At 59.2% G+C, this 18901-nt stretch carries 20 protein-coding genes; 6 read left to right on the top strand and 14 right to left on the bottom strand.

The genetic code is table 11. The annotated features are described in order from the left end of the window. Window positions 1-85: 85 nt before the first annotated feature. Window positions 86-1063, top strand: coding sequence for an NAD-dependent epimerase/dehydratase family protein (locus QN399_RS10905; RefSeq protein WP_322177015.1), 978 nt, complete (start codon window positions 86-88; stop codon window positions 1061-1063). Between the two features lie 72 nt (window positions 1064-1135). Here QN399_RS10905 and QN399_RS10900 read toward each other — a convergent pair whose 3' ends face one another. The 6 genes from QN399_RS10900 to exbB form a co-directional block, all read right to left on the bottom strand. Beyond that, window positions 1136-2533, bottom strand: coding sequence for an HDOD domain-containing protein (locus QN399_RS10900; protein ID WP_322177014.1), 1398 nt, complete (start codon window positions 2531-2533; stop codon window positions 1136-1138). A gap of 76 nt (window positions 2534-2609) precedes the next feature. After that, complete coding sequence (gene recG, locus QN399_RS10895) at window positions 2610-4685, bottom strand: ATP-dependent DNA helicase RecG (protein ID WP_322177013.1); 2076 nt, start codon at window positions 4683-4685, stop codon at window positions 2610-2612. A gap of 8 nt (window positions 4686-4693) precedes the next feature. Beyond that, window positions 4694-5617, bottom strand: coding sequence for a hydrogen peroxide-inducible genes activator (locus QN399_RS10890; RefSeq protein ID WP_330200930.1), 924 nt, complete (start codon window positions 5615-5617; stop codon window positions 4694-4696). 93 nt (window positions 5618-5710) lie between these two features. After that, window positions 5711-6454 (bottom strand): energy transducer TonB, encoded by a 744-nt coding sequence (locus QN399_RS10885; RefSeq protein WP_323566380.1) that lies wholly within the window; start codon window positions 6452-6454, stop codon window positions 5711-5713. After that, window positions 6451-6879: a TonB system transport protein ExbD gene (exbD, locus tag QN399_RS10880; RefSeq protein ID WP_322177010.1), complete on the bottom strand. Its 429-nt coding sequence runs from the start codon at window positions 6877-6879 to the stop codon at window positions 6451-6453. Before exbD ends, QN399_RS10885 begins: the two co-directional genes overlap by 4 nt. A gap of 3 nt (window positions 6880-6882) precedes the next feature. Beyond that, window positions 6883-7839 (bottom strand): tonB-system energizer ExbB, encoded by a 957-nt coding sequence (exbB, locus tag QN399_RS10875; protein ID WP_323566379.1) that lies wholly within the window; start codon window positions 7837-7839, stop codon window positions 6883-6885. A gap of 227 nt (window positions 7840-8066) precedes the next feature. Here exbB and QN399_RS10870 point away from each other — a divergent pair, with 227 nt between their 5' ends. Further along, complete coding sequence (locus tag QN399_RS10870; RefSeq protein WP_323567080.1) at window positions 8067-8924, top strand: SDR family oxidoreductase; 858 nt, start codon at window positions 8067-8069, stop codon at window positions 8922-8924. 90 nt (window positions 8925-9014) lie between these two features. On the opposite strand, the gene QN399_RS10865 is transcribed toward QN399_RS10870, so the two are convergent. The 6 genes from QN399_RS10865 to QN399_RS10840 all read right to left on the bottom strand — a co-directional run bounded on the left by QN399_RS10865 (window position 9015) and on the right by QN399_RS10840 (window position 14298). Then, the gene (locus QN399_RS10865; RefSeq protein ID WP_330200929.1) at window positions 9015-9752 is read right to left on the bottom strand and encodes a hypothetical protein; all 738 of its coding nucleotides are present in this window, start codon (window positions 9750-9752) and stop codon (window positions 9015-9017) included. Window positions 9753-9807: 55 nt separating this feature from the next. Next, on the bottom strand, window positions 9808-10188 hold the full coding sequence (locus QN399_RS10860) for a RidA family protein (protein ID WP_003229509.1): 381 nt from the start codon (window positions 10186-10188) through the stop codon (window positions 9808-9810). Between the two features lie 25 nt (window positions 10189-10213). Beyond that, window positions 10214-12322 (bottom strand): bifunctional GTP diphosphokinase/guanosine-3',5'-bis pyrophosphate 3'-pyrophosphohydrolase, encoded by a 2109-nt coding sequence (gene spoT / locus QN399_RS10855; protein WP_219063063.1) that lies wholly within the window; start codon window positions 12320-12322, stop codon window positions 10214-10216. A gap of 60 nt (window positions 12323-12382) precedes the next feature. Next, window positions 12383-12646, bottom strand: coding sequence for a DNA-directed RNA polymerase subunit omega (gene rpoZ / locus QN399_RS10850; RefSeq protein WP_322177006.1), 264 nt, complete (start codon window positions 12644-12646; stop codon window positions 12383-12385). Between the two features lie 155 nt (window positions 12647-12801). Next, on the bottom strand, window positions 12802-13422 hold the full coding sequence (gmk, locus tag QN399_RS10845; protein WP_322177005.1) for a guanylate kinase: 621 nt from the start codon (window positions 13420-13422) through the stop codon (window positions 12802-12804). Window positions 13423-13434: 12 nt separating this feature from the next. Further along, entirely contained in the window at window positions 13435-14298 is an 864-nt protein-coding gene (locus tag QN399_RS10840; protein WP_322177004.1) for a YicC/YloC family endoribonuclease, read from the bottom strand. Window positions 14299-14587: 289 nt separating this feature from the next. On the opposite strand from QN399_RS10840, the gene rph reads away from it, so the two are divergent. Together rph and QN399_RS10830 are read left to right on the top strand one after the other, a co-directional pair. Beyond that, window positions 14588-15310 (top strand): ribonuclease PH, encoded by a 723-nt coding sequence (rph, locus tag QN399_RS10835; protein ID WP_322177003.1) that lies wholly within the window; start codon window positions 14588-14590, stop codon window positions 15308-15310. Between the two features lie 48 nt (window positions 15311-15358). Then, the gene (locus tag QN399_RS10830; RefSeq protein ID WP_322177002.1) at window positions 15359-15727 is read left to right on the top strand and encodes a DUF4870 domain-containing protein; all 369 of its coding nucleotides are present in this window, start codon (window positions 15359-15361) and stop codon (window positions 15725-15727) included. A 62-nt stretch (window positions 15728-15789) separates the two neighbouring features. On the opposite strand, the gene QN399_RS10825 is transcribed toward QN399_RS10830, so the two are convergent. After that, complete coding sequence (locus QN399_RS10825) at window positions 15790-16569, bottom strand: exodeoxyribonuclease III (protein ID WP_322177001.1); 780 nt, start codon at window positions 16567-16569, stop codon at window positions 15790-15792. Window positions 16570-16651: 82 nt separating this feature from the next. Between QN399_RS10825 and pyrE the strand changes: the two genes are divergently transcribed. Together pyrE and QN399_RS10815 are read left to right on the top strand one after the other, a co-directional pair. Beyond that, complete coding sequence (gene pyrE / locus QN399_RS10820; protein WP_322177000.1) at window positions 16652-17293, top strand: orotate phosphoribosyltransferase; 642 nt, start codon at window positions 16652-16654, stop codon at window positions 17291-17293. Between the two features lie 13 nt (window positions 17294-17306). After that, complete coding sequence (locus QN399_RS10815; RefSeq protein ID WP_322176999.1) at window positions 17307-17897, top strand: DUF4124 domain-containing protein; 591 nt, start codon at window positions 17307-17309, stop codon at window positions 17895-17897. 75 nt (window positions 17898-17972) lie between these two features. On the opposite strand, the gene argB is transcribed toward QN399_RS10815, so the two are convergent. Then, window positions 17973-18878 (bottom strand): acetylglutamate kinase, encoded by a 906-nt coding sequence (gene argB / locus QN399_RS10810; protein ID WP_219063054.1) that lies wholly within the window; start codon window positions 18876-18878, stop codon window positions 17973-17975. Window positions 18879-18901: the final 23 nt, after the last annotated feature.

Raw genomic sequence — 18901 nt, 5'->3', positions numbered from 1 at the left:
TATAGCAGCAGCCTCATCTTGAACAATTCTATTCGGGTGTAATCCGGCCCAGACTTTCTCCATTCCAACGCAGCGGAGATTCAACATGGCGGGCAACAACACGGTGCTGGTTCTCGGCGCCACCGGTGGCATTGGTGGCGAAATGGCGCGGCAGCTGTGCGATAGCGGGTGGGATGTGCGCGCACTCCGGCGAGGAGAGCAGCACGCCGCAGGGAAACGGGACGGCATTACCTGGATCGTCGGTGATGCGATGAATCGCAACGATGTCATGGTAGCAGCACTTGGCTGCTCGGTGATTGTGCATGCAGTGAACCCGCCGGGATATCGCCGTTGGGGCGAGCTTGTGCTGCCTATGCTCGACAACACCCTTGCAGCGGCGAGCGCGCAAGGTGCCACTGTCGTACTGCCCGGCACTGTGTACAACTTTGGTCCGAGCGCCTTTCCAGTGCTTCATGAAGATTCACCGCAGCAACCGAAAACCCGCAAGGGTGCCATTCGTGTGGAACTGGAGCGTCGCCTGGCGTCTGCAACGACTCAGGGATGCCGGGTGATTATCGTACGGGCCGGCGACTTCTTCGGGCCGAAGTCTGGCAGTAGTTGGTTTTCGCAAGGTTTGGTTAAGCCGGGCCAGCCGGTGGCGACCATAAATCTTCCCAACCTGGCCGGCGTGGGTCATCAATGGTCCTATATTCCCGATGCGGCACGCACGATGGTGCAATTGCTAGAGCGTCGCGATGCCTTGGCGCCGTTTGCGGTATTTCACATGGCTGGCCATTGGGACGCCAACGGAATGCAAATGGCTGAAGCGATCTGCCGCGTCGTAACAGGGCGTGGTGGTAGGCAGCCGAAGCTACGTGCTTTTCCTTGGTGGCTGGTTAAGCTGGTTTCACCTTTTGTGGCGACGTTTCGCGAACTACTTGAGATGCGATACCTGTGGTACACGCCGGTTCGGATGAGCAGCGCGCACGTGCAAGCCACACTCGGCCAAGAACCGCACACTCCGCTGGACGAGGCGGTGGAGGCCACGCTGGAGGGCATGGGTTGTCTTCCCTCGATGACCTGAACACCGACCGGCATCACCAGTCTCCCGCTGGGCGGTGGTTGCCGCCGGGGGTTCCTATCGCAGACGCCCTCACTACGTCGCGAATTGCGACGCCAGTTCGCGCAGCAGCACTTCGGCGTCCAGTACCTTTTTCACGGACTCTTCGGCTTTTTCGCGTGGCAGGCCCAGGCGTTCGAACAGTTCATCCGGGATGTCCTCTTCCGGCCCTGAACCGATGCCGTTTTTACGCAGCAAGCGTACCGACAGGCACACCAGATTCGCGTACTCGCAATGAGCGCCAGCGTAGGACGGATCGTGCTGGAAGCGCAGCGCCGTGGCCAGCTCTTCAGGCATATCCCAGTAGCGCATCAACCAGGCACCGATCTGTTCGCGGCTGATGCCGAGCAGATGTTGCTCGACGTAGCTGTGGCACAGGTGCGGGTTGACCTCCAGATGGCGGCAGATCAGCGAGAAGTGCGGCGGGAAGACGTGGGCCAGCAGCAGGTAACCGAAGTTGTGCAGCAAACCGGCGAGGTACGTCAGACCGGCTTCCGGGCGTTGCGCGCGAGGCATGGCGCGGGTCAGGCCTTCGATCACGGCCGCAGTGTAGATCGACTGCTGCCAGTAAGGCGTGGTGTGTTGCGGATGGTCCTTGGGCAGGCTCAGGGTTTTGCCCAGTGCGAGGCCCAAGGCCAGGTTGATCACCAGGTCGAAGCCAAGCACGCGGACGATGGCATCTTCCACCGAGCGGATTTTGCCGGGCGATGCGTAGTAAGGCGAAGCAGCCCAGCTGACCACTTGTGCCGCCAACGCGGGGTCGGTCTCGACTACGCCGGTGATGTCGTCAATCGTGGCGTTGGGATCGACCCGCAACTTGATGATTTTTTGCGCGGTCTCGGCCAGCGGTGGAATTTCCAGCGTCTCTTCCAGGCGTTGCTGAATGCGACGGGCGGTGAAGGCATGCATCGCCTTGATGATTTCCTCGCGGTCATCGTCTGGCCGGTCAAGGTTGGGCCGGATCAAGCTCAGTGGTTCGCCGAAAGTTGCCGCGCTGGCTTTGCTCATCATACCTTTGAAGGCCTCGCTGGAAATTTCCAGCAACAGGCCCGGCTCGCCGGAATTGATCAGTAGCGTCGGCTCTTGTAGCAAGCGCTCTTCATACAGGCACGGTGAGCCGTTCAGCGCAGGTAAGCCAGGCAGCATGCTCTGGTTGTGTTTACCGAGCATGTGATCAAGACGTTCCTGGGGAATGGCGGTCAGCGTGCGTCCGGTCAACTCGGCGAGGCGGTTGAGGTCCAGTAAATGACTCTGCGGGAACAGAACCAGCAGCGTGCCAATGGCGTCGCCGAGGAGGATGGGCTGGACTCTCTGCGAGGCAGGAAGGCTCGTGTCATCCATGACTTCCCGGTAGCTGACGGCTAATTTGCCGAACAGCGCCCGAATGACAGACGGAGCGGGCGGGGTTGCATCGGCGAAGGCAACTTCTGTCATGACGTGTATCCAGATTGTTACAGTTTAGGGAGTATAACCAGCTTAGTTATCCGGCGTCGTTATCGACGCACTCTCTTCATACCTGTCCATATTGCTGGCCATGGCGTAACCAGCGCTCCAACAGTGGGCTTACATGTTGGGGCCAGCGTTCGAGCAAGGCTTGTGCAGCGTCTCGAACGGCCGGCAACAGGTCTGCGTCACGCATCAGGTCGGCGACCTTGAATTGCAGCAGGCCAGTCTGTCGGGTGCCGAGCATTTCGCCAGGACCGCGCAGTTCTAAATCTTTTTCAGCGATGACGAAACCATCATTGGTCTCGCGCATGATGCCCAGTCGTTGCCGCCCAATCTGCGACAGGGGGGGATGATAGAGCAATACACAATGACTCGCGGCGCTGCCCCGACCGACGCGCCCGCGTAACTGGTGCAGTTGCGCCAGGCCCAGGCGTTCGGGATTTTCGATAATCATCAGGCTGGCATTGGGCACGTCGACGCCGACTTCGATGACGGTGGTTGCCACCAACAGTTGCAGGGCGCCTTGTTTGAACTCGGCCATGACGGCCGCTTTTTCCGCAGGTTTCATGCGCCCATGGATCAAGCCCACGCGCAATTCGCCCAAGGCGCTGGTCAGCTCTTCGAATGAGGTTTCGGCGGCTTGGCAGGTGAGCTCTTCGGATTCTTCGATCAGGGTGCAGACCCAATAGGCCTGACGCCCTTCGGCGCAGGCCGCGCGAACGCGTTCGACGACTTCAACCCGGCGACTGTCGACCACCAATACGGTATTGACCGGTGTACGTCCTGGCGGCAGCTCGTCGAGGATCGAGGTGTCGAGGTCGGCATAGGCACTCATGGCCAGGGTGCGCGGGATGGGCGTCGCGGTCATGATCAGCTGATGCGGACACATCAGGCCACCGACGCCCTTTTTGCGCAGGGCCAGGCGCTGTTGCACGCCGAAGCGGTGTTGTTCATCGATGATCACCAGCGCCAGATTCTTGAACTGCACTTCATCCTGGAACAGCGCATGGGTGCCCACGACCATGGGCGTGCCGCTGGCAATCTGCTCCAGCGAGGCGGCCCGGGCTTTGCCCTTGAGCTTGCCTGCCAGCCACGCGACATCAATACCCAGGGGTTCGAGCCAGCGTTTGAAGTTGACGTAATGCTGTTCAGCCAGAATTTCGGTCGGCGCCATCAGCGCCACCTGATAACCCGCCTCCAGTGCCTGCAAGGCCGCCAGAGCAGCGACCACGGTTTTGCCCGCGCCGACGTCGCCCTGAATCAGGCGCAGCATGGGTTCTGGCTGACTCAGGTCATAAGCGACTTCGTTGCCGACCCGTTGCTGCGCGCCAGTGGGCGCAAAACCAAGGTTGGCGAGGAACTGTGGTGGCAGCTTTGTGGCTTTGGGCAATGCCGGGGCGCGCTGCGAGCGCAAGCTTTCACGCAGGCGTTGTTGCGACAGTTGATGGGTCAGTAACTCTTCGAATGCCAGGCGGTGCTGGGCCCAGTGATGGCCGAGGGCAAGCTCTTCCAGGTCGGCGTTCGCGGGTGGATGGTGCAAATAACGAATGGCTTCATCCAGCGGCGCCAGTTGATAGTCGCGCGCCAGCTCTTCAGGCAGCCAGTCGGGCAGGCTTTTGGGGCCCAGCAGCGCCAGGCTTTGCTGGCACAGCTGGCGCAAACGCTGCTGGGTCAGGCCTTCGGTGGTTGGATAAATGGGCGTGAGGGTTTGTTCAACCGGGATGTGCTCATCGTCGGTCAGTGCGCGGTATTCCGGGTGATAAATTTCCAGCCCGGACGCGCCGGGCCTGGCTTCACCGTAGCAGCGCAGGTGGGTACCGCGTTTCATGCCCTCTTTTTGCGCATTGCTGAAGTGATAAAAGCGCAGGCTGAGCGTGCCTGTACCGTCGCCCAGGCGCACCAGCAGGCTGCGGCGCTTGCCCATGACCACATCGGCGCCGCTGACCACCCCTTCTATCACCGCGTCCTGGCCCGGACGCAATGCGCCGATGGGCACGACACGGGTCCGGTCCTGATAGCGCAGGGGCAGGTGGAACAGGACGTCCTGAAGATTCTCGAGGCCTACTTTGGCCAGTTTCTCGGCCATGGCCGCGCCGACGCCTTTAAGCGCCGTGACGGAGACGTGGGACAACTCGCTCATGTTGCGACTTAGCTCGCTTCTACTTTAGGCCGGGTCACCGAGCACAGGCGCACGGAGTCGGCGAGAATCTCGATCGCCTTGGGCCGAGGGAAGCTCGCGCGCCAGGCGATCGCCACGGTGCGGAACGGCACGGGCGGGGTCAGCGGACGCACTTCGATGATGCCAGGTGCATAGTGATGGCTGTCGACGGCTGACATAGGCAGGATTGAGATACCCAGTCCTGAGGCAACCATGTGCCGAATGGTTTCCAGCGAACTGGATTCGACGGTGGTGTGCTTGACGCCTTCGCTGCCTTTGGCCACTGTCGGGCACGCTTCGAGTACCTGATCACGGAAACAGTGACCTTCGCCGAGCAGCAACAGGCTCTTGTCGTTCAGCGCAGCGGCATCGATGGACTCTTTCTGGGTCCATGGGTGGTCCGCAGGCATCAGTACGTAGAACGGCTCGTCGTACAGCGGCAGGGTCAGTACATCGGCTTCATTGAATGGCAGCGCAATGATAATCGCGTCCAACTCACCGTTGCGCAGTTTGTCGCGCAGGATATGGGTGAAGTTTTCTTCGATGTACAACGGCATTTGCGGGGCGACCCGGTGCAGTTGCGGGATCAGGTGCGGGAACAGGTACGGGCCAACGGTGTAGATCGCGCCGACTTTGAGCGGTGCGGTCAGCTGGTTCTTGCCAGCCTGAGCCAGTTCGCGGATGCCTTGAGCCTGTTCGAGCACTTTTTGAGCTTGAGCGACAATCCCTTCGCCGACCGGGGTCAGGCGAACGGCACTCTTGCTGCGCTCGAAAATCAGCACGCCAAGTTCATCTTCCAGCTTTTTCACGCCCACCGAGAGGGTCGGCTGGCTGACGTGGCAGCGCTCGGCGGCGTGTCCGAAATGTTGTTCCTGGGCGAGCGTAACGATGTAGCGCAATTCTGTAAGGGTCATAGCGTGCGTCCATGAGGTAGCGACCCCAGCATAGCGGCTGCAATCGATAGACGCACGTTATCAGCTGTACTCCAGTCAATCAAAATTACGATTTCAGCGTTTATCCAGGGAATAAACGAAAGGGGCGAGTATTTCCACTGCGCCATTAGTCAGTGCTTCAGCGGGCGGCTTGGGCAACGGTTGCGCACGTCGGATCATTTCAAGAGTGGCTCGATCCAACGCGGTGCTGCCGGAGTTGCCCGCCAGCGAGAAGGACAGGACCCTGCCGTCGGCATCGACGACAAAGCGCAGACTGACCGTCCCCTGGGTGCCGCGACGGCGCGCATCTTCGGGGTAGCGTTTGTACTTGGCCAGATGCTGCTGCAAATCGGATTGCCAGTTGCGCTTCGCATGACTGTCCGACGGTGTGCTGGATGGCTGCGGCGCCGCGGCGGCTTTTTCAGGCTTGGCGTCGGTCGGCGGCGTATCCACTGGTTTCTCCTCGGCCGGCTTTTCTTGCGGCGGCTCCGGTTTCTTCTGCGGTTTGGGCGGCTGTGGTTTGGCTTTTGGCTTGATAACCGGCTTTGGAATGGCAATTTCCGGCTTTGGCGCTTCAGTGAGTTTCGGCAACGGCAGGGTTTCCACCGGCGTCGGTGGTTGCGGCGGCTGCACGACCTTGGGCGGCGGTGGCGCGGGTGCTGGCAACGGCGCCAGTTCGACCATCATCGCAGCAGGAGGCAGTTCGATTGCCTGGGGTGCCGACCAGCGCATCGCGACGATAATCGCGATGGCGTGCACGGCGAGCACCAACAACAAACTACCGCTATAGCGCGTCAGTTTTTGGCGCAGAGTCGTCATTTCTTGCCAACCGTCTCGAGGCCCACGAGGCCGACTTTCAGGTAACCGGCACCGCGCAAGGCGTTCATCACCTCCATCAGGTCGCCGTAGTCCACGCCCTTGTCGGCCTGGAAGAAAATCGTCGTGTCCTTCTTGCCCCTGGTCTTGGCATCGAGCACTTGGCCAAGCTGTTCACGACTGATTTTTTCTTCGCCGAGGAATAGGCTCTGATCAGTCTTGACGCTGAGAAACAGCGGTTTCTCGGGCCGAGCAACAGGCTTGGCGGTGGAGGCGGGGAGGTCGACTTTGATATCGACCGTCGCCAACGGGGCGGCCACCATGAAAATGATCAGCAGCACCAACATGACGTCGATAAACGGCGTGACGTTGATTTCGTGGTTCTCGACGAGATCGTCGCCACTGTTTTCGTTCAGATGCAGGCCCATGGTTTACCCCACTTTAACCACGTGAGGCTGCTGGCTACGCTCGGCCGGCAGGTGATCGAGGTCACGACTGACCAGCAGCAGAACGTGTGCCGAGGCATCGGAAACCTGGGCTTTGTAACCCGCGATGGAGCGGGCGAAAACGTTGTAGATCACCACGGCCGGAATCGCGGCAACCAGCCCAAGCGCGGTAGCCAGCAAGGCTTCGGCAATACCGGGGGCCACCACGGCAAGGTTGGTGGTCTGGGTTTTGGCGATGCCGATGAAGCTGTTCATGATGCCCCATACGGTGCCAAAGAGGCCGACGAAGGGCGCGGTGGAACCGATGGTCGCGAGCACGCCGGTGCCGTTGCTCATGTTGCGGCCACAGGCTGCAACCAGACGTTCCAGGCGGAAGCTGACCCGCTCCTTGATGCCTTCGCGCTCGCGGCTGTTGGCCGACAGGCGCATTTCTTCGAGGGCGTCATGCACTAACAGGTGGCCCAGCGTCCCTTCTTTACTGGCGCTGTCGCTGGCTTCCTTGAGGGTACGGGCCTTTTTCAGGTTGACGATTTCGCCGCGCAGGCGCCGCTTGGCGCCCAACAACTCAACGCCTTTGGCGATCCAGATTGTCCAGGTGATGATCGAGGCGATGGCGAGACCAATCAGGACGACTTTCACGATGATGTCGGCATGCTGGTACATGCCCCAAGGCGACAGGTCGTTGGCCATACCGAGGCTGTTGTCATCGACAACGGCTGCGTCTTCACGTTGCTCTACAACCGGGGCGGCGGCAGGGTCGACAATGCCATTGGCGGGTGCGGCAGCGACAGCCTGGACGGAGGGCGAAGCAGCAGCGACCGGTTCATTGGCAAACGCGCTGGGAGCCAGCATCAGGCTGAGCATCAACGCAGCAATACCGCGCCATGCGCGCGGCAGGCTGGCAAGCTTGGTGGGCGAAGCGAGGGATTGGATACGTGTCATGCTGGCCTGACCTGAGAGGAAAAAGGGGGCTTCGTTCTGCCACTTCGCGCTAGGCATATGACCGGAAGGGCAGAGCAAACGGTTCCCGATTATTGCAAATAATTCTTGTTAACAACAAGTGGTGCGGTATCTTTCCCTATAAACCGTAGGTTTCTGATTAAATTCAAACGTCATTTTCGGCTGTTTACCGCGCCGTTGTCGCACGTTTTTTATTGTGGAGCTCCGACATGTCTGCCCCGTCTGTTTTGATTGCTGGTTGTGGTGATGTTGGAGGCCGTCTCGCCAGCCAACTGCTTGCTCAGGGCTGGACCGTGTCTGGTTTGCGCCGGTCTGTTGCGCGCTTGCCTGCCGGGGTAACAGGCATCGCAGGTGACCTGTTCGATGCTGACTGCCCAAGCGCCTGGCCAACCTCGCCGATTGATTACCTGGTCTACAGCGCTGCTGCGACCGATCATGACGAGGCCGGTTACCGGGCAGCGTATGTGGATGGCCTGCGCAATGTATTGAGCTGGCTCAAGCAACACGGGCAGAAGCCCAGGCGTCTGGTGTTCGTGTCCAGCAGTAGTGTGTATGGGCAACAGCAGGGAGAGTGGGTCGATGAGTCATCGGCTACCCAGGCGACGGGGTATTCCAGTCGCCTGATGCTTGAGGCCGAGCACTTGGCATTGCACAGCGGCATCCCCGCCAGCGTGGTGCGCCTGACGGGCATCTATGGGCCGGGCCGCGAGTGGTTGCTGACGCAAGTTCGTCAAGGTTATCGCGTCGTGGCCGAGCCGCCGTTATATGGCAATCGCATTCATGTCGACGATGCCGCAGGGCTATTGGCGTACCTGCTACAGGCGGATGCCCGTGGCGTTGCGCTGGATGAGTGCTATATCGGTGTCGATGATGCGCCCGCGCCCTTGGCTGAGGTGGTTGCGTGGCTGCGTGAGTATCTGGGGGTTACCGAGTGGTCGGCTGAGGCCAGCGTGCGCCGCGCCGGCAGCAAGCGCTGCAGCAATGCCCGGGCCCGGGCCTTGGGCTGGGTGCCGCGTTATGCGAGTTATCGCGAGGGCTACGCTGCGGTGCTTGAAGGGCAGAAATAGGGGTCTGAACCCTGCATCGCCGACAGGCCTGTATCGCCAATAAATTCGCTCCCACGGGGGGTGTGGGAGCGAAGGGCAGACCGTGCGGCTTCAGTTCCGCTCGAGCAACCAGTGACGTGCACCAGGACGCAGGTCCGGCATTTCGTCGGCCTTGGCCTGATTGACGGCCTGGAGTATTTCCATCTGCTTGTCTTTGCGGACAAAGATCCAGGCATTGCCTTTTTGGGCTTTTTCCAGCCAGAGGCTGTCGTGTTCGCCGCTCATGGCTGCGCAATCACCGGCCAGGCATAGGGCGTAACGATCATTGCCCGGCAAGCCGATAATGCTGCCGTCAGGCTGGAACTGAACGACGCCGCCAGCGCCTTCGCCGTCGACAATTTTCCATTTACCGCCCATGTAGGCGCTATACAGGGCTTTCTCGAAACTGCTGCCTGGCGGTGCGTCGGCAGGCGCGGGATTTTCAGGCTGCACGAAGCGTTGTTCCGGGCTCGAGTCGCTGACGCCTTGAACCAGTTCGTCGCCCTTGAGGCTCAGGTCTTCGAAGAAGTTACCGTAGAAATCGACGTGCCATTTGCCATCGGCGGCACTGACGATTTTGCCTTCACTCAGCTCGAAGCCGTTAGAGAAGGCGGCCTGCCTGGCTTTTGTGTCGACGTGCCATTCCAGGTTAGGCCCGTTGGCAAGCAGCGCCTGGCGCAGATTTCCACCTTTGGAGGCGGCATCGATAGCGGTCTGGTTGATCCAGATGCCGTCGGGGTTACGGTCGGCGTGGCTGGCACAGCCGCTCAATAGCGTGGCGAGCAGCGAGAGGGCAAGCGCAAAGCGCATAGCGGAGTCCTTCCTTTGCAGGGTGGGCGGAACGGCCAGCGCTCCGTCGGGGAGGTTATTCAATAACGAGGATGGCGTCCATTTCGACCTGCGAGCCTTTTGGCAGCGCAGCAACACCAATGGCGGCGCGGGCCGGGTAAGGCTGGTCGAAGTATTTGCCCATGATCTCGTTGACCTTGGCGAAGTGGCTCAGGTCAGTCAGGAAGATGTTCAGTTTGACGATGTCCTTGAACGAACCTCCGGCTGCTTCAGCCACGGCTTTCAGGTTCTCGAACACCTGAACGGTCTGGGCTTCGAAGCCTTCGACCAGTTCCATGGTTTTCGGGTCCAGCGGGATCTGCCCGGACATGTAGACGGTATTGCCAGCTTTGATCGCCTGAGAGTAAGTGCCGATGGCTGCAGGTGCTTTGTCGCTGGTGATAACGGTCTTGGTCATGAAGAACTCCTGATGAAGTGGTTGGCTACGCGCGCATGCGGGTGATGCGAATGACCCCTGTCAGGGCGCGCAGTTTTCTGATCACGCGGGCCAGGTGCACGCGGTCGTGCACGCTGACTACCAGTTGGACCACGCTGATGCGACCATCGCGCTCGTCCATGCTGATTTTTTCGATATTGCCGTCCGCGGCATTCACGCTACTGGCCAGCAGGGCGATAAGGCCGCGCTGATGTTCCAGTTCGACGCGCAGTTCGACGTTGAATTCGCCCGTCACATCCTTGGCCCAGGACAGCTGGATGCATTTTTCCGGATTGTGGCGGATTTCACTGATGTTTCGGCAGTTGTCCAGGTGCACAACCATGCCCTTGCCTGCGGACAGATGGCCGACAATCGGGTCGCCCGGGATCGGCGTGCAGCACTTGGCGTAGCTGAGGACTAACCCTTCGGTGCCGCGAATCGCCAATGGACCTTCGGAGCTTGGCAGTTGCTCGGCTTCGCTGGTCAGCAAGCGGCGGGCGACGACATAGGCCATGCGGTTGCCCAGGCCAATGTCTTCGAGCAGGTCTTCGATGACCTCCACGCGGTACTCGGTAAGGATCATTTGCACGCGGTCGGCTGGAATCTTCTCCAGGGTGCTATTGAAGCCGTTGAGCACCTTGTTCAGCAGGCGTTCGCCCAGGCTGATGGATTCAGAGCGGCGTTGCAGCTTGAGGGCGTGGCGAATGTGCGTGCGAGCTTTACCGGTGACCACGAAATTCAGCCACGCCGGGTTCGGACGCGCACCTGGCGCGCTGACGATTTCAACCGTCGAGCCACTTTGCAGCGGCTCGGAGAGCGGTGCCAAGCGACGATTGATCCGACAGGCTATGCAGCTGTTGCCGACATCGGTGTGGACTGCGTAAGCGAAATCGACCGCCGTGGAGCCTTTGGGCAGCTCCATGATCCGGCCTTTGGGCGTGAACACGTAGACCTCGTCCGGGAACAGGTCGATCTTCACGCTTTCGATGAATTCCAGCGAGTTGCCGGCACGCTGCTGCATTTCCAGCACGCCTTTGACCCACTGACGAGCGCGGGCATGCGTGCCTTGTTGCTGCTCGTCGCCATTGGATTTGTACAGCCAATGCGCCGCGATCCCGTTGTTCGCCATCTCTTCCATTTCACGGGTGCGGATCTGGATTTCGATAGGCACGCCATGCATACCGAACAGCGTCGTATGCAGGGACTGGTAGCCGTTGGCCTTGGGAATCGCGATGTAATCCTTGAAGCGCCCGGGCAGCGGTTTGTACAAATTATGCACAGCACCCAGCACGCGGTAGCAGGTGTCGACTTTGTCGACGATGATGCGGAACGCGTAAACGTCCATGATTTCGTTGAAGGCCCGGCGTTTGCCGCGCATCTTCTTGTAGATGCCGTACAGGTGTTTCTGCCGACCGCTGACTTCGCCTTCGATACCGTCCACGGCCAGGCAATGGCTCAGGGACTCCTCGATCTTGTTGACCAGCTCTTTGCGATTGCCCCGTGCCCGTTTGACCGCTTGGCCAATACGTGAGGAGCGCATTGGGTACATGGCCTTGAACCCGAGGTCTTCGAACTCAATGCGAATGCTGTGCATGCCCAGGCGATTGGCGATGGGCGCATAGATTTCCAGGGTTTCCTTGGCGATCCGCCGGCGCTTTTCTCCGGACAGGACTTCCAGCGTGCGCATGTTGTGCAGCCGGTCAGCCAGCTTGACCAGGATCACGCGGATATCGCGGGCCATGGCCATGGCCATTTTCTGGAAGTTTTCAGCTTGCGCCTCGGCCTTGGTCTCGAAGTTCATCTGAGTCAGCTTGCTGACCCCATCGACCAATTCGGCCACGGTTTCGCCGAACTGCGCACAGAGCGCTTCCTTGGCAATTCCGGTGTCTTCAATCACGTCATGCAGCATGGCCGCCATCAGGCTTTGATGGTCCATGTGCATGTCGGCAAGGATATTCGCGACCGCTAGAGGGTGCGTGACGTAGGCTTCACCGCTACGACGGCGTTGGCCATCGTGGGCTTGTTCGGCATAGAAATACGCTCGGCGGACCAGATTGACCTGGTCTTTACCGAGGTAGGCCGACAGACGATCGGCGAGGGCGTCTATGCTCGGCAAGGTGTTACCCCCTGCCGATGGCTTTTGCCCTGTGCCGTACTACGTCGACCAGGCATAGACTTAGACGGCCTCGTTGGACTCGTCCTCGAAGTTACCGAACAACGGCTCATCTTCAACGATTTCAGCTTCTGCAATGACTGCGTAATTCATCAGGCCCGCTGCGATTTCACGCAGAGCCATAACGGTAGGCTTGTCATTTTCCCAAGGCAGTTTCGGTTCTTTACCGCCGGTCGCCAATTGACGGGCACGCTTGGTAGAGAGCATGACCAGCTCAAAGCGATTAACGACGTGGTCTAGGCAGTCTTCAACGGTCACGCGGGCCATGGGTATTCCTCGTAGCAAATGCAGTATGCGCGGTGCCCGGATGGGCGAGCGGACTGAACAGTTTAAAAAAACACCAGCGTTTAGGGAAGCGCTGATTTTTCAGGGGCACCCCAATACGTTGCTTACGCACGTTTAAAATGCCCGAAAGCGGTATTTCAAGCCAGCAGTTGACGAAGCAAATCGCTGAAACGCTGCTGTTGTGGTTTCTGCTTTAACTGGTTGGCGCGGAAGATCGCTTTAAGGTCTTCCAGGGCGGTGGCGAAGTCATCGTTGATCACAATGAAATCGTATTCCACATAATGGCTCATCTCGCTGACGGCTTCACGCATGCGTCCTTCGATGATCTCGTCGCTGTCCTGGCCGCGGTTGGTCAGGCGTTGACGCAACGCTTGCTGGGTCGGTGGCAGGATGAAAATCGAGCGTGCGTCCGGCAGCAATTTGCGGACTTGTTCAGCCCCTTGCCAGTCGATTTCCAGAATCAGGTCATGGCCTTCATCAAGCGTTTGCTGCAGGCGGCTCTGCGAGGTGCCGTACATATTGCCGAAGACTTCGGCCTGCTCGAGAAAATCGCCGTGCTCGATCATCCGCACGAACTCGGCGCGGTCGACAAAGTGATAGTTCACCCCGTCGACTTCGCCCGGACGTATGGCGCGCGTGGTGTGCGAGACCGAGACACGGATCTGCGGCTGGGCGTCGATCAGGGCCTTTACCAAGCTGGTTTTGCCCGCGCCAGAAGGTGCAGAAACGATATAAAGGGTGCCGGTACTGTGGGTCATGTTGGGGTAGCCTTACTCAATATTCTGCACTTGTTCACGCATCTGCTCGATCAACACCTTGAGGTTGACCGCCGCTTGAGTGCTGCGCGGGTCGAAGGCTTTGGAGCCCAATGTATTGGCTTCGCGGTTGAGTTCCTGCATCAGGAAGTCCAGGCGCCGACCTGCTTGTCCGCCCGTCTTGAGGACGCGACGCACCTCGGTAACGTGGGTGCTGAGACGGTCCAGTTCTTCGGCGACGTCACTTTTCTGTGCGAGCAGGACCATTTCCTGTTCCAGGCGCTGAGGATCAAGCTCGGCCTTCATGTCGGCAAAGCGATCCATTACCTTTTGGCGCTGGGTCGCAAGCATCTGCGGCACCAGCGTACGCAGGGTTGCGACTTCTTCGTTTATCGAGACTAGCCGTTCGTCTAGAAGTTTGGCCAGGTCGGCACCTTCACGGCCGCGACCGGCTTTCAGTTCGCTCAACGCCTCGCTGAACAGGGCCAGTGCATCGTTATTGAGCGCCTGCGGATCGCTGGCATCGGCCACCAATACGCCGGGCCAGGCAAGTACTTCCAGCGGATTCAGAGGGGCCGGTTGCTTGATCAGGCTGGCTACGGTCTCTGCTGCGGCGACCAATTGTGCGGCGCGCTCGAGATCAACCTGCAGCGGTTTGCCAGCGGTTTCTTCGGTGAAGCGCAACGTGCATTCCACCTTGCCGCGCGACAAGCCCTGACGCAGAGCTTCGCGGACCGCGCCTTCCAGGTCGCGAAAGGACTCCGGCAGGCGCAGGTGCGGCTCAAGATAACGGTGATTGACCGAGCGCAGTTCCCAGCTCAGCGTGCCTTGGGTGCCGGCCCGTTCTACTCGGGCGAAGGCCGTCATGCTGTGCACCATGGGAAATACCTCGTGGGTTCAGTCGGTGAGAAGACTGTCGTGGGCGCAGGACTGCCCGAATAAATGTCACAAATAGCCGACAGGCTTCGAAGGCGCAGGATTGTAGCGCAGTGCGGTGCATGCTCCCAAACTGGCGACGCCATAAGGCGTTACCGAGCGTCGCTCTTGTGCAGGCTGCAATGCTGTTGGCAGCTCCGAATCGGCCCGGCAACTTTATTAGAGGTGCCCAGCTCGGGTTGTGACCTCTATAATGCCCGGCAGTTTTCCGTCTCAGTACAGGTATTCCCAAATGAAACGTCCAAGTGGCCGCGCTGCCGATCAGCTCCGCTCGATCCGCATCACCCGCAACTACACCAAACACGCCGAGGGTTCTGTACTGGTCGAGTTTGGTGACACCAAAGTGATTTGCACGGTCAGCGTCGAGAGCGGCGTGCCGCGCTTCCTTAAAGGTCAGGGCCAAGGCTGGTTGACGGCTGAGTACGGCATGCTGCCGCGCGCCACTGGTGATCGTAACCAGCGTGAAGCGAGCCGTGGCAAGCAAGGCGGGCGTACCCTGGAGATTCAACGTTTGATCGGTCGTTCCCTGCGATCAGCGTTGGACATGTCCAAGCTGGGCGAAGTGACGCTGTATGTCGATTGCGATGTGATCCAGGCCGATGGCGGTACGCGTACCGCGTCCATTACCGGTGCCATGGTTGCGTTGGTCGATGCCTTGAAAGTCATCAAGAAGCGCGGCGGCCTCAAAGGTGGCGATCCACTCAAGCAGATGATTGCTGCGGTGTCGGTGGGTATGTATCAGGGTGAGCCAGTACTTGACCTCGACTACCTGGAAGACTCCGCTGCCGAGACCGATCTCAACGTGGTGATGACCAGTGCTGGCGGCTTTATCGAAGTCCAGGGCACCGCTGAAGGCGCGCCGTTCCAGCCAGAAGAGCTGAACGCGATGCTGGCATTGGCGAACATCGGCATGGCCGAGCTGTTCGAACTGCAGCGAGCTGCGCTGGCCGACTGATCGGCACGGGTATAGATTCAGCCATCACACCTGCTAAGGATAAGCATCATGAGTGACAGCCAGCTTCCGCTACCGACCCCCAGTGCCGAGGTTCGTCAATGGGCGATGCTCTGTCACTTTGCGGCGTTTTTTGGCCTGATCTTCCCTTTCGGCAATCTGCTGGGGCCATTGATTCTCTGGCAGATCAAGAAAGAGACCGATCCTTTCATTGATGCCCAAGGCAAGGAAGCTCTGAATTTTCAGATCACCGTGGCGATTGCCGCAATGATCTGCTTCCTGTTGATGGTCGTGATTATCGGCTTCCCGCTGTTGGTACTGGTCGGCGTCGGCGCGCTGGTGTTGACCATTATCGGCGGGGTCAAGGCCAACGACGGGATTGCCTATCGGTATCCGTTTACCTGGCGCTTGATCAAGTAACGCAAAACCAGCAGCCACAAAAAAGCCGACACGAAGTCGGCTTTTTTGTGGGCGGCTGGACGTCAGATGGTCAACGTCCAGTCGTAATCCACAATCAATGGAGCGTGCTGCGAGAAGCGTGGCTGACGTGGCAGGCGAGCGCTGCGTACGAAGCGGCGCAGACCCGGGGTCAGCAGTTGATAGTCGAAGCGCCAACCGAGGTTGAGCATTTCGGCTTGTTCGTTATCCGGCCACCAGCTGTACTGATCGCCTTCACGGCTGACTTCACGCAGGGCGTCGACATAGCCCATGGTGCCGACAATCTCGTCCATCCATGCGCGTTCTGGCGCAAGAAAGCCTGGAGATTGCTGGCTGTCACGCCAGTTTTTGATATCTAGCTTCTGTTGCGCGACATACAGCGAGCCGCAATAGATGTATTCACGACGCTTGCGTCGTTGCTTATCCAGGTAGCGCGCGAAATCGTCCATAAGCTTGAACTTCTGGTTCAAGTCTTCGTCGCCGTTCATTCCCGAAGGAAGCAGCAAGGTCGCAATACTGACCTTGTCGAAATCCGCTTGCAGATAGCGCCCGTAACGGTCGGCTGTTTCGAAGCCAAGTCCGCTGATAACAGCCTTTGGTTGCAACCGCGAGTAGAGCGCCACACCGCCTTGGGCAGGGACTTCAGCATCGCAGGCATAAAGGAAGTAGCCATCCAGTTGGAAGGCTGGGTCGTCCAGTTCAAAGGCAGAGGCGCGGGTGTCCTGTAGGCAGATGACGTCAGCATTCTGGGCTTGTAGCCAACTGAGCAAACCACGCTCGACTGCAGCCTGAATGCCATTTACGTTCACACTGATGATCCGCATAAATGGCCCCAAAAATCACGTGCGTGTATGATACCCGAGCTCTACCTAATTAGCTAAATCCGTGGTATTTGGGGCTTTTTTCATGCAGGCATATCAGCGCGACTTCATTCGTTTTGCCATCGATCGCGGTGTTTTGCGCTTCGGTGAGTTCACTTTGAAGTCTGGACGGACCAGTCCATATTTCTTCAATGCCGGCCTGTTCAACAGCGGTTCTGCCCTGGCTCAGCTCGGTCGTTTCTACGCCCAGGCGGTGGTTGAGAGCGGCATTTCTTTCGATGTTCTGTTCGGCCCGGCCTACAAGGGCATTCCCCTGGCGGCCACGACGGCCGTGGCCTTGGCTGAACATCATCAGCTGGATCTGCCATGGTGCTTCAATCGCAAGGAAGCCAAGGCTCACGGCGAAGGCGGAAGCCTGGTCGGCGCGCCATTGCAAGGCAACGTGTTGATCATCGACGATGTGATCACTGCCGGTACGGCCATTCGTGAGGTCATGCAGATCATCAAGGACCAGGGCGCGACAGCGGCCGGTGTGTTGATCGCGCTGAATCGTCAGGAACGCGGCAATGGTGAGCTGTCGGCGATTCAGGAGGTCGAACGTGACTTCGGTATCCCGGTGATCAGCATCGTGTCCTTGAATCAGGTGCTGCAATTTTTGGCCGATGACCCACAACTCAAGCAATATTTGCCTGCGGTCGAGGCTTATCGGACGCAGTACGGAATTTGAGGATGCTGCATTTATGCTCAAGCTGAACACCGCGGGGCTGCTATTGGCGTTGAATGTGATGGCTGTACAGGCTGCTGATAAAACGCCTGTGTTGCTCTATCGCTACGTCGACAACAAGGGTGGGATCGTTCTCGACCGTCAAGGCGTGCCGCCGGAGTATGTCGGCAAAGGTTACCAGGTGCTCAATGAGCGAGGCCGAGTGATACAGGTCGTGCCGCCAGCCCCCACGGCAGAGGAAATCCAGCGTCAGCAGACCGACAAGGCCAAGGCCGACGCCAATGCTCAACTGCTGCATTTGTACAGCAGCGTGAGCGATGTCGACAGTGCCAAGACCCGCAAGCTCGCCGAGCTGGATGCCTTGATTGCCGTGGCACAGGGCAATCTGCAAGGCTTGATCTCTCAGCAGAGCACTCTTCAGGGGCAGGCTGCGGCCCAGGAACGTGCCGGTCGTGCCGTACCGCAGCCGTTACTCGATCAGATGAACAGCCTGCGTGACGACCAGCAAAGCCTCAAGGCTGAAGTCGAGCGTTATCAGGGTTCGCGCAAACAGGCTGAGGCCGATTTTGCGGTTGATCGAGTGCGGGTTCAGCAGTTACAGCATTGATAGGCTCTGAAAAAAAAGGCCCCGTCCGGTGTGAACCGGACGGGGCCTTTCAGTTGTGCGTGACGTATCGATCAATCAATGCCGCTTGCGATTGGTGATCTGGGTGCCGACGCCGCTGTCGGTGAAGATCTCCAGCAGCACGGCATTGGGCACGCGCCCGTCGATGATGTGCGAGCTGTTGACTCCGCCCTGAACCGCTTCCAGTGCGCACCGGATCTTGGGCAGCATGCCGCCGTAGATGGTGCCGTCGGCGATCAGGCCATCGACTTGTTCGGTGGTCAGTCCGGTCAGGACTTCGCCTTGTTTATTCATCAAGCCGGCGATGTTGGTCAGCAAAATCAGTTTTTCGGCCTTGAGGGCCTCGGCGACTTTGCCTGCAACCAGGTCGGCGTTGATGTTGTACGACTCACCGTTAGGGCCAACGCCGATGGGCGCGATCACCGGAATAAAGTCGCCTTTGACCAGCATGTTCAGCAGGTCGGTGTTAACCCCGACCACTTCACCGACCTGGCCGATATCAATGATTTCCGGCTTGGTCATGTCTGGCGTCTGCCGGGTGACCGTGAGCTTTCGCGCGCGAATCAGTTCAGCGTCTTTGCCGGTCAAGCCAATGGCGCTGCCGCCGTGGCGGTTGATCAGGTTGACGATGTCCTTGTTGACCTGGCCGCCCAGGACCATTTCCACCACGTCCATGGTTTGTGCGTCAGTGACGCGCATGCCGTCGATGAAGTGGCTTTCGATGGACAGGCGCTTGAGCAGGTCGCCGATTTGCGGGCCCCCGCCGTGAACCACTACCGGGTTGATACCGACGGCTTTCATCAGCACGATATCGCGCGCAAAGCCGGTTTTCAGCTCCTCGCTCTCCATAGCGTTGCCGCCGTATTTGATCACCAGCGTCTTGCCGACAAATCGGCGAATGTAAGGCAGCGCTTCGGACAAAACTTTGGCTACATTAGCAGCGGCATCGTGTTCGAGGGTCATTCAGGGCTCCAGTGAAAACAAGG

This window comes from Pseudomonas sp. 10C3 (genome assembly GCF_036346185.1).
In the GTDB taxonomy this organism is placed as follows: Bacteria; Pseudomonadota; Gammaproteobacteria; order Pseudomonadales; family Pseudomonadaceae; genus Aquipseudomonas.
This window is presented reverse-complemented; position numbering and strand designations above follow the sequence as displayed.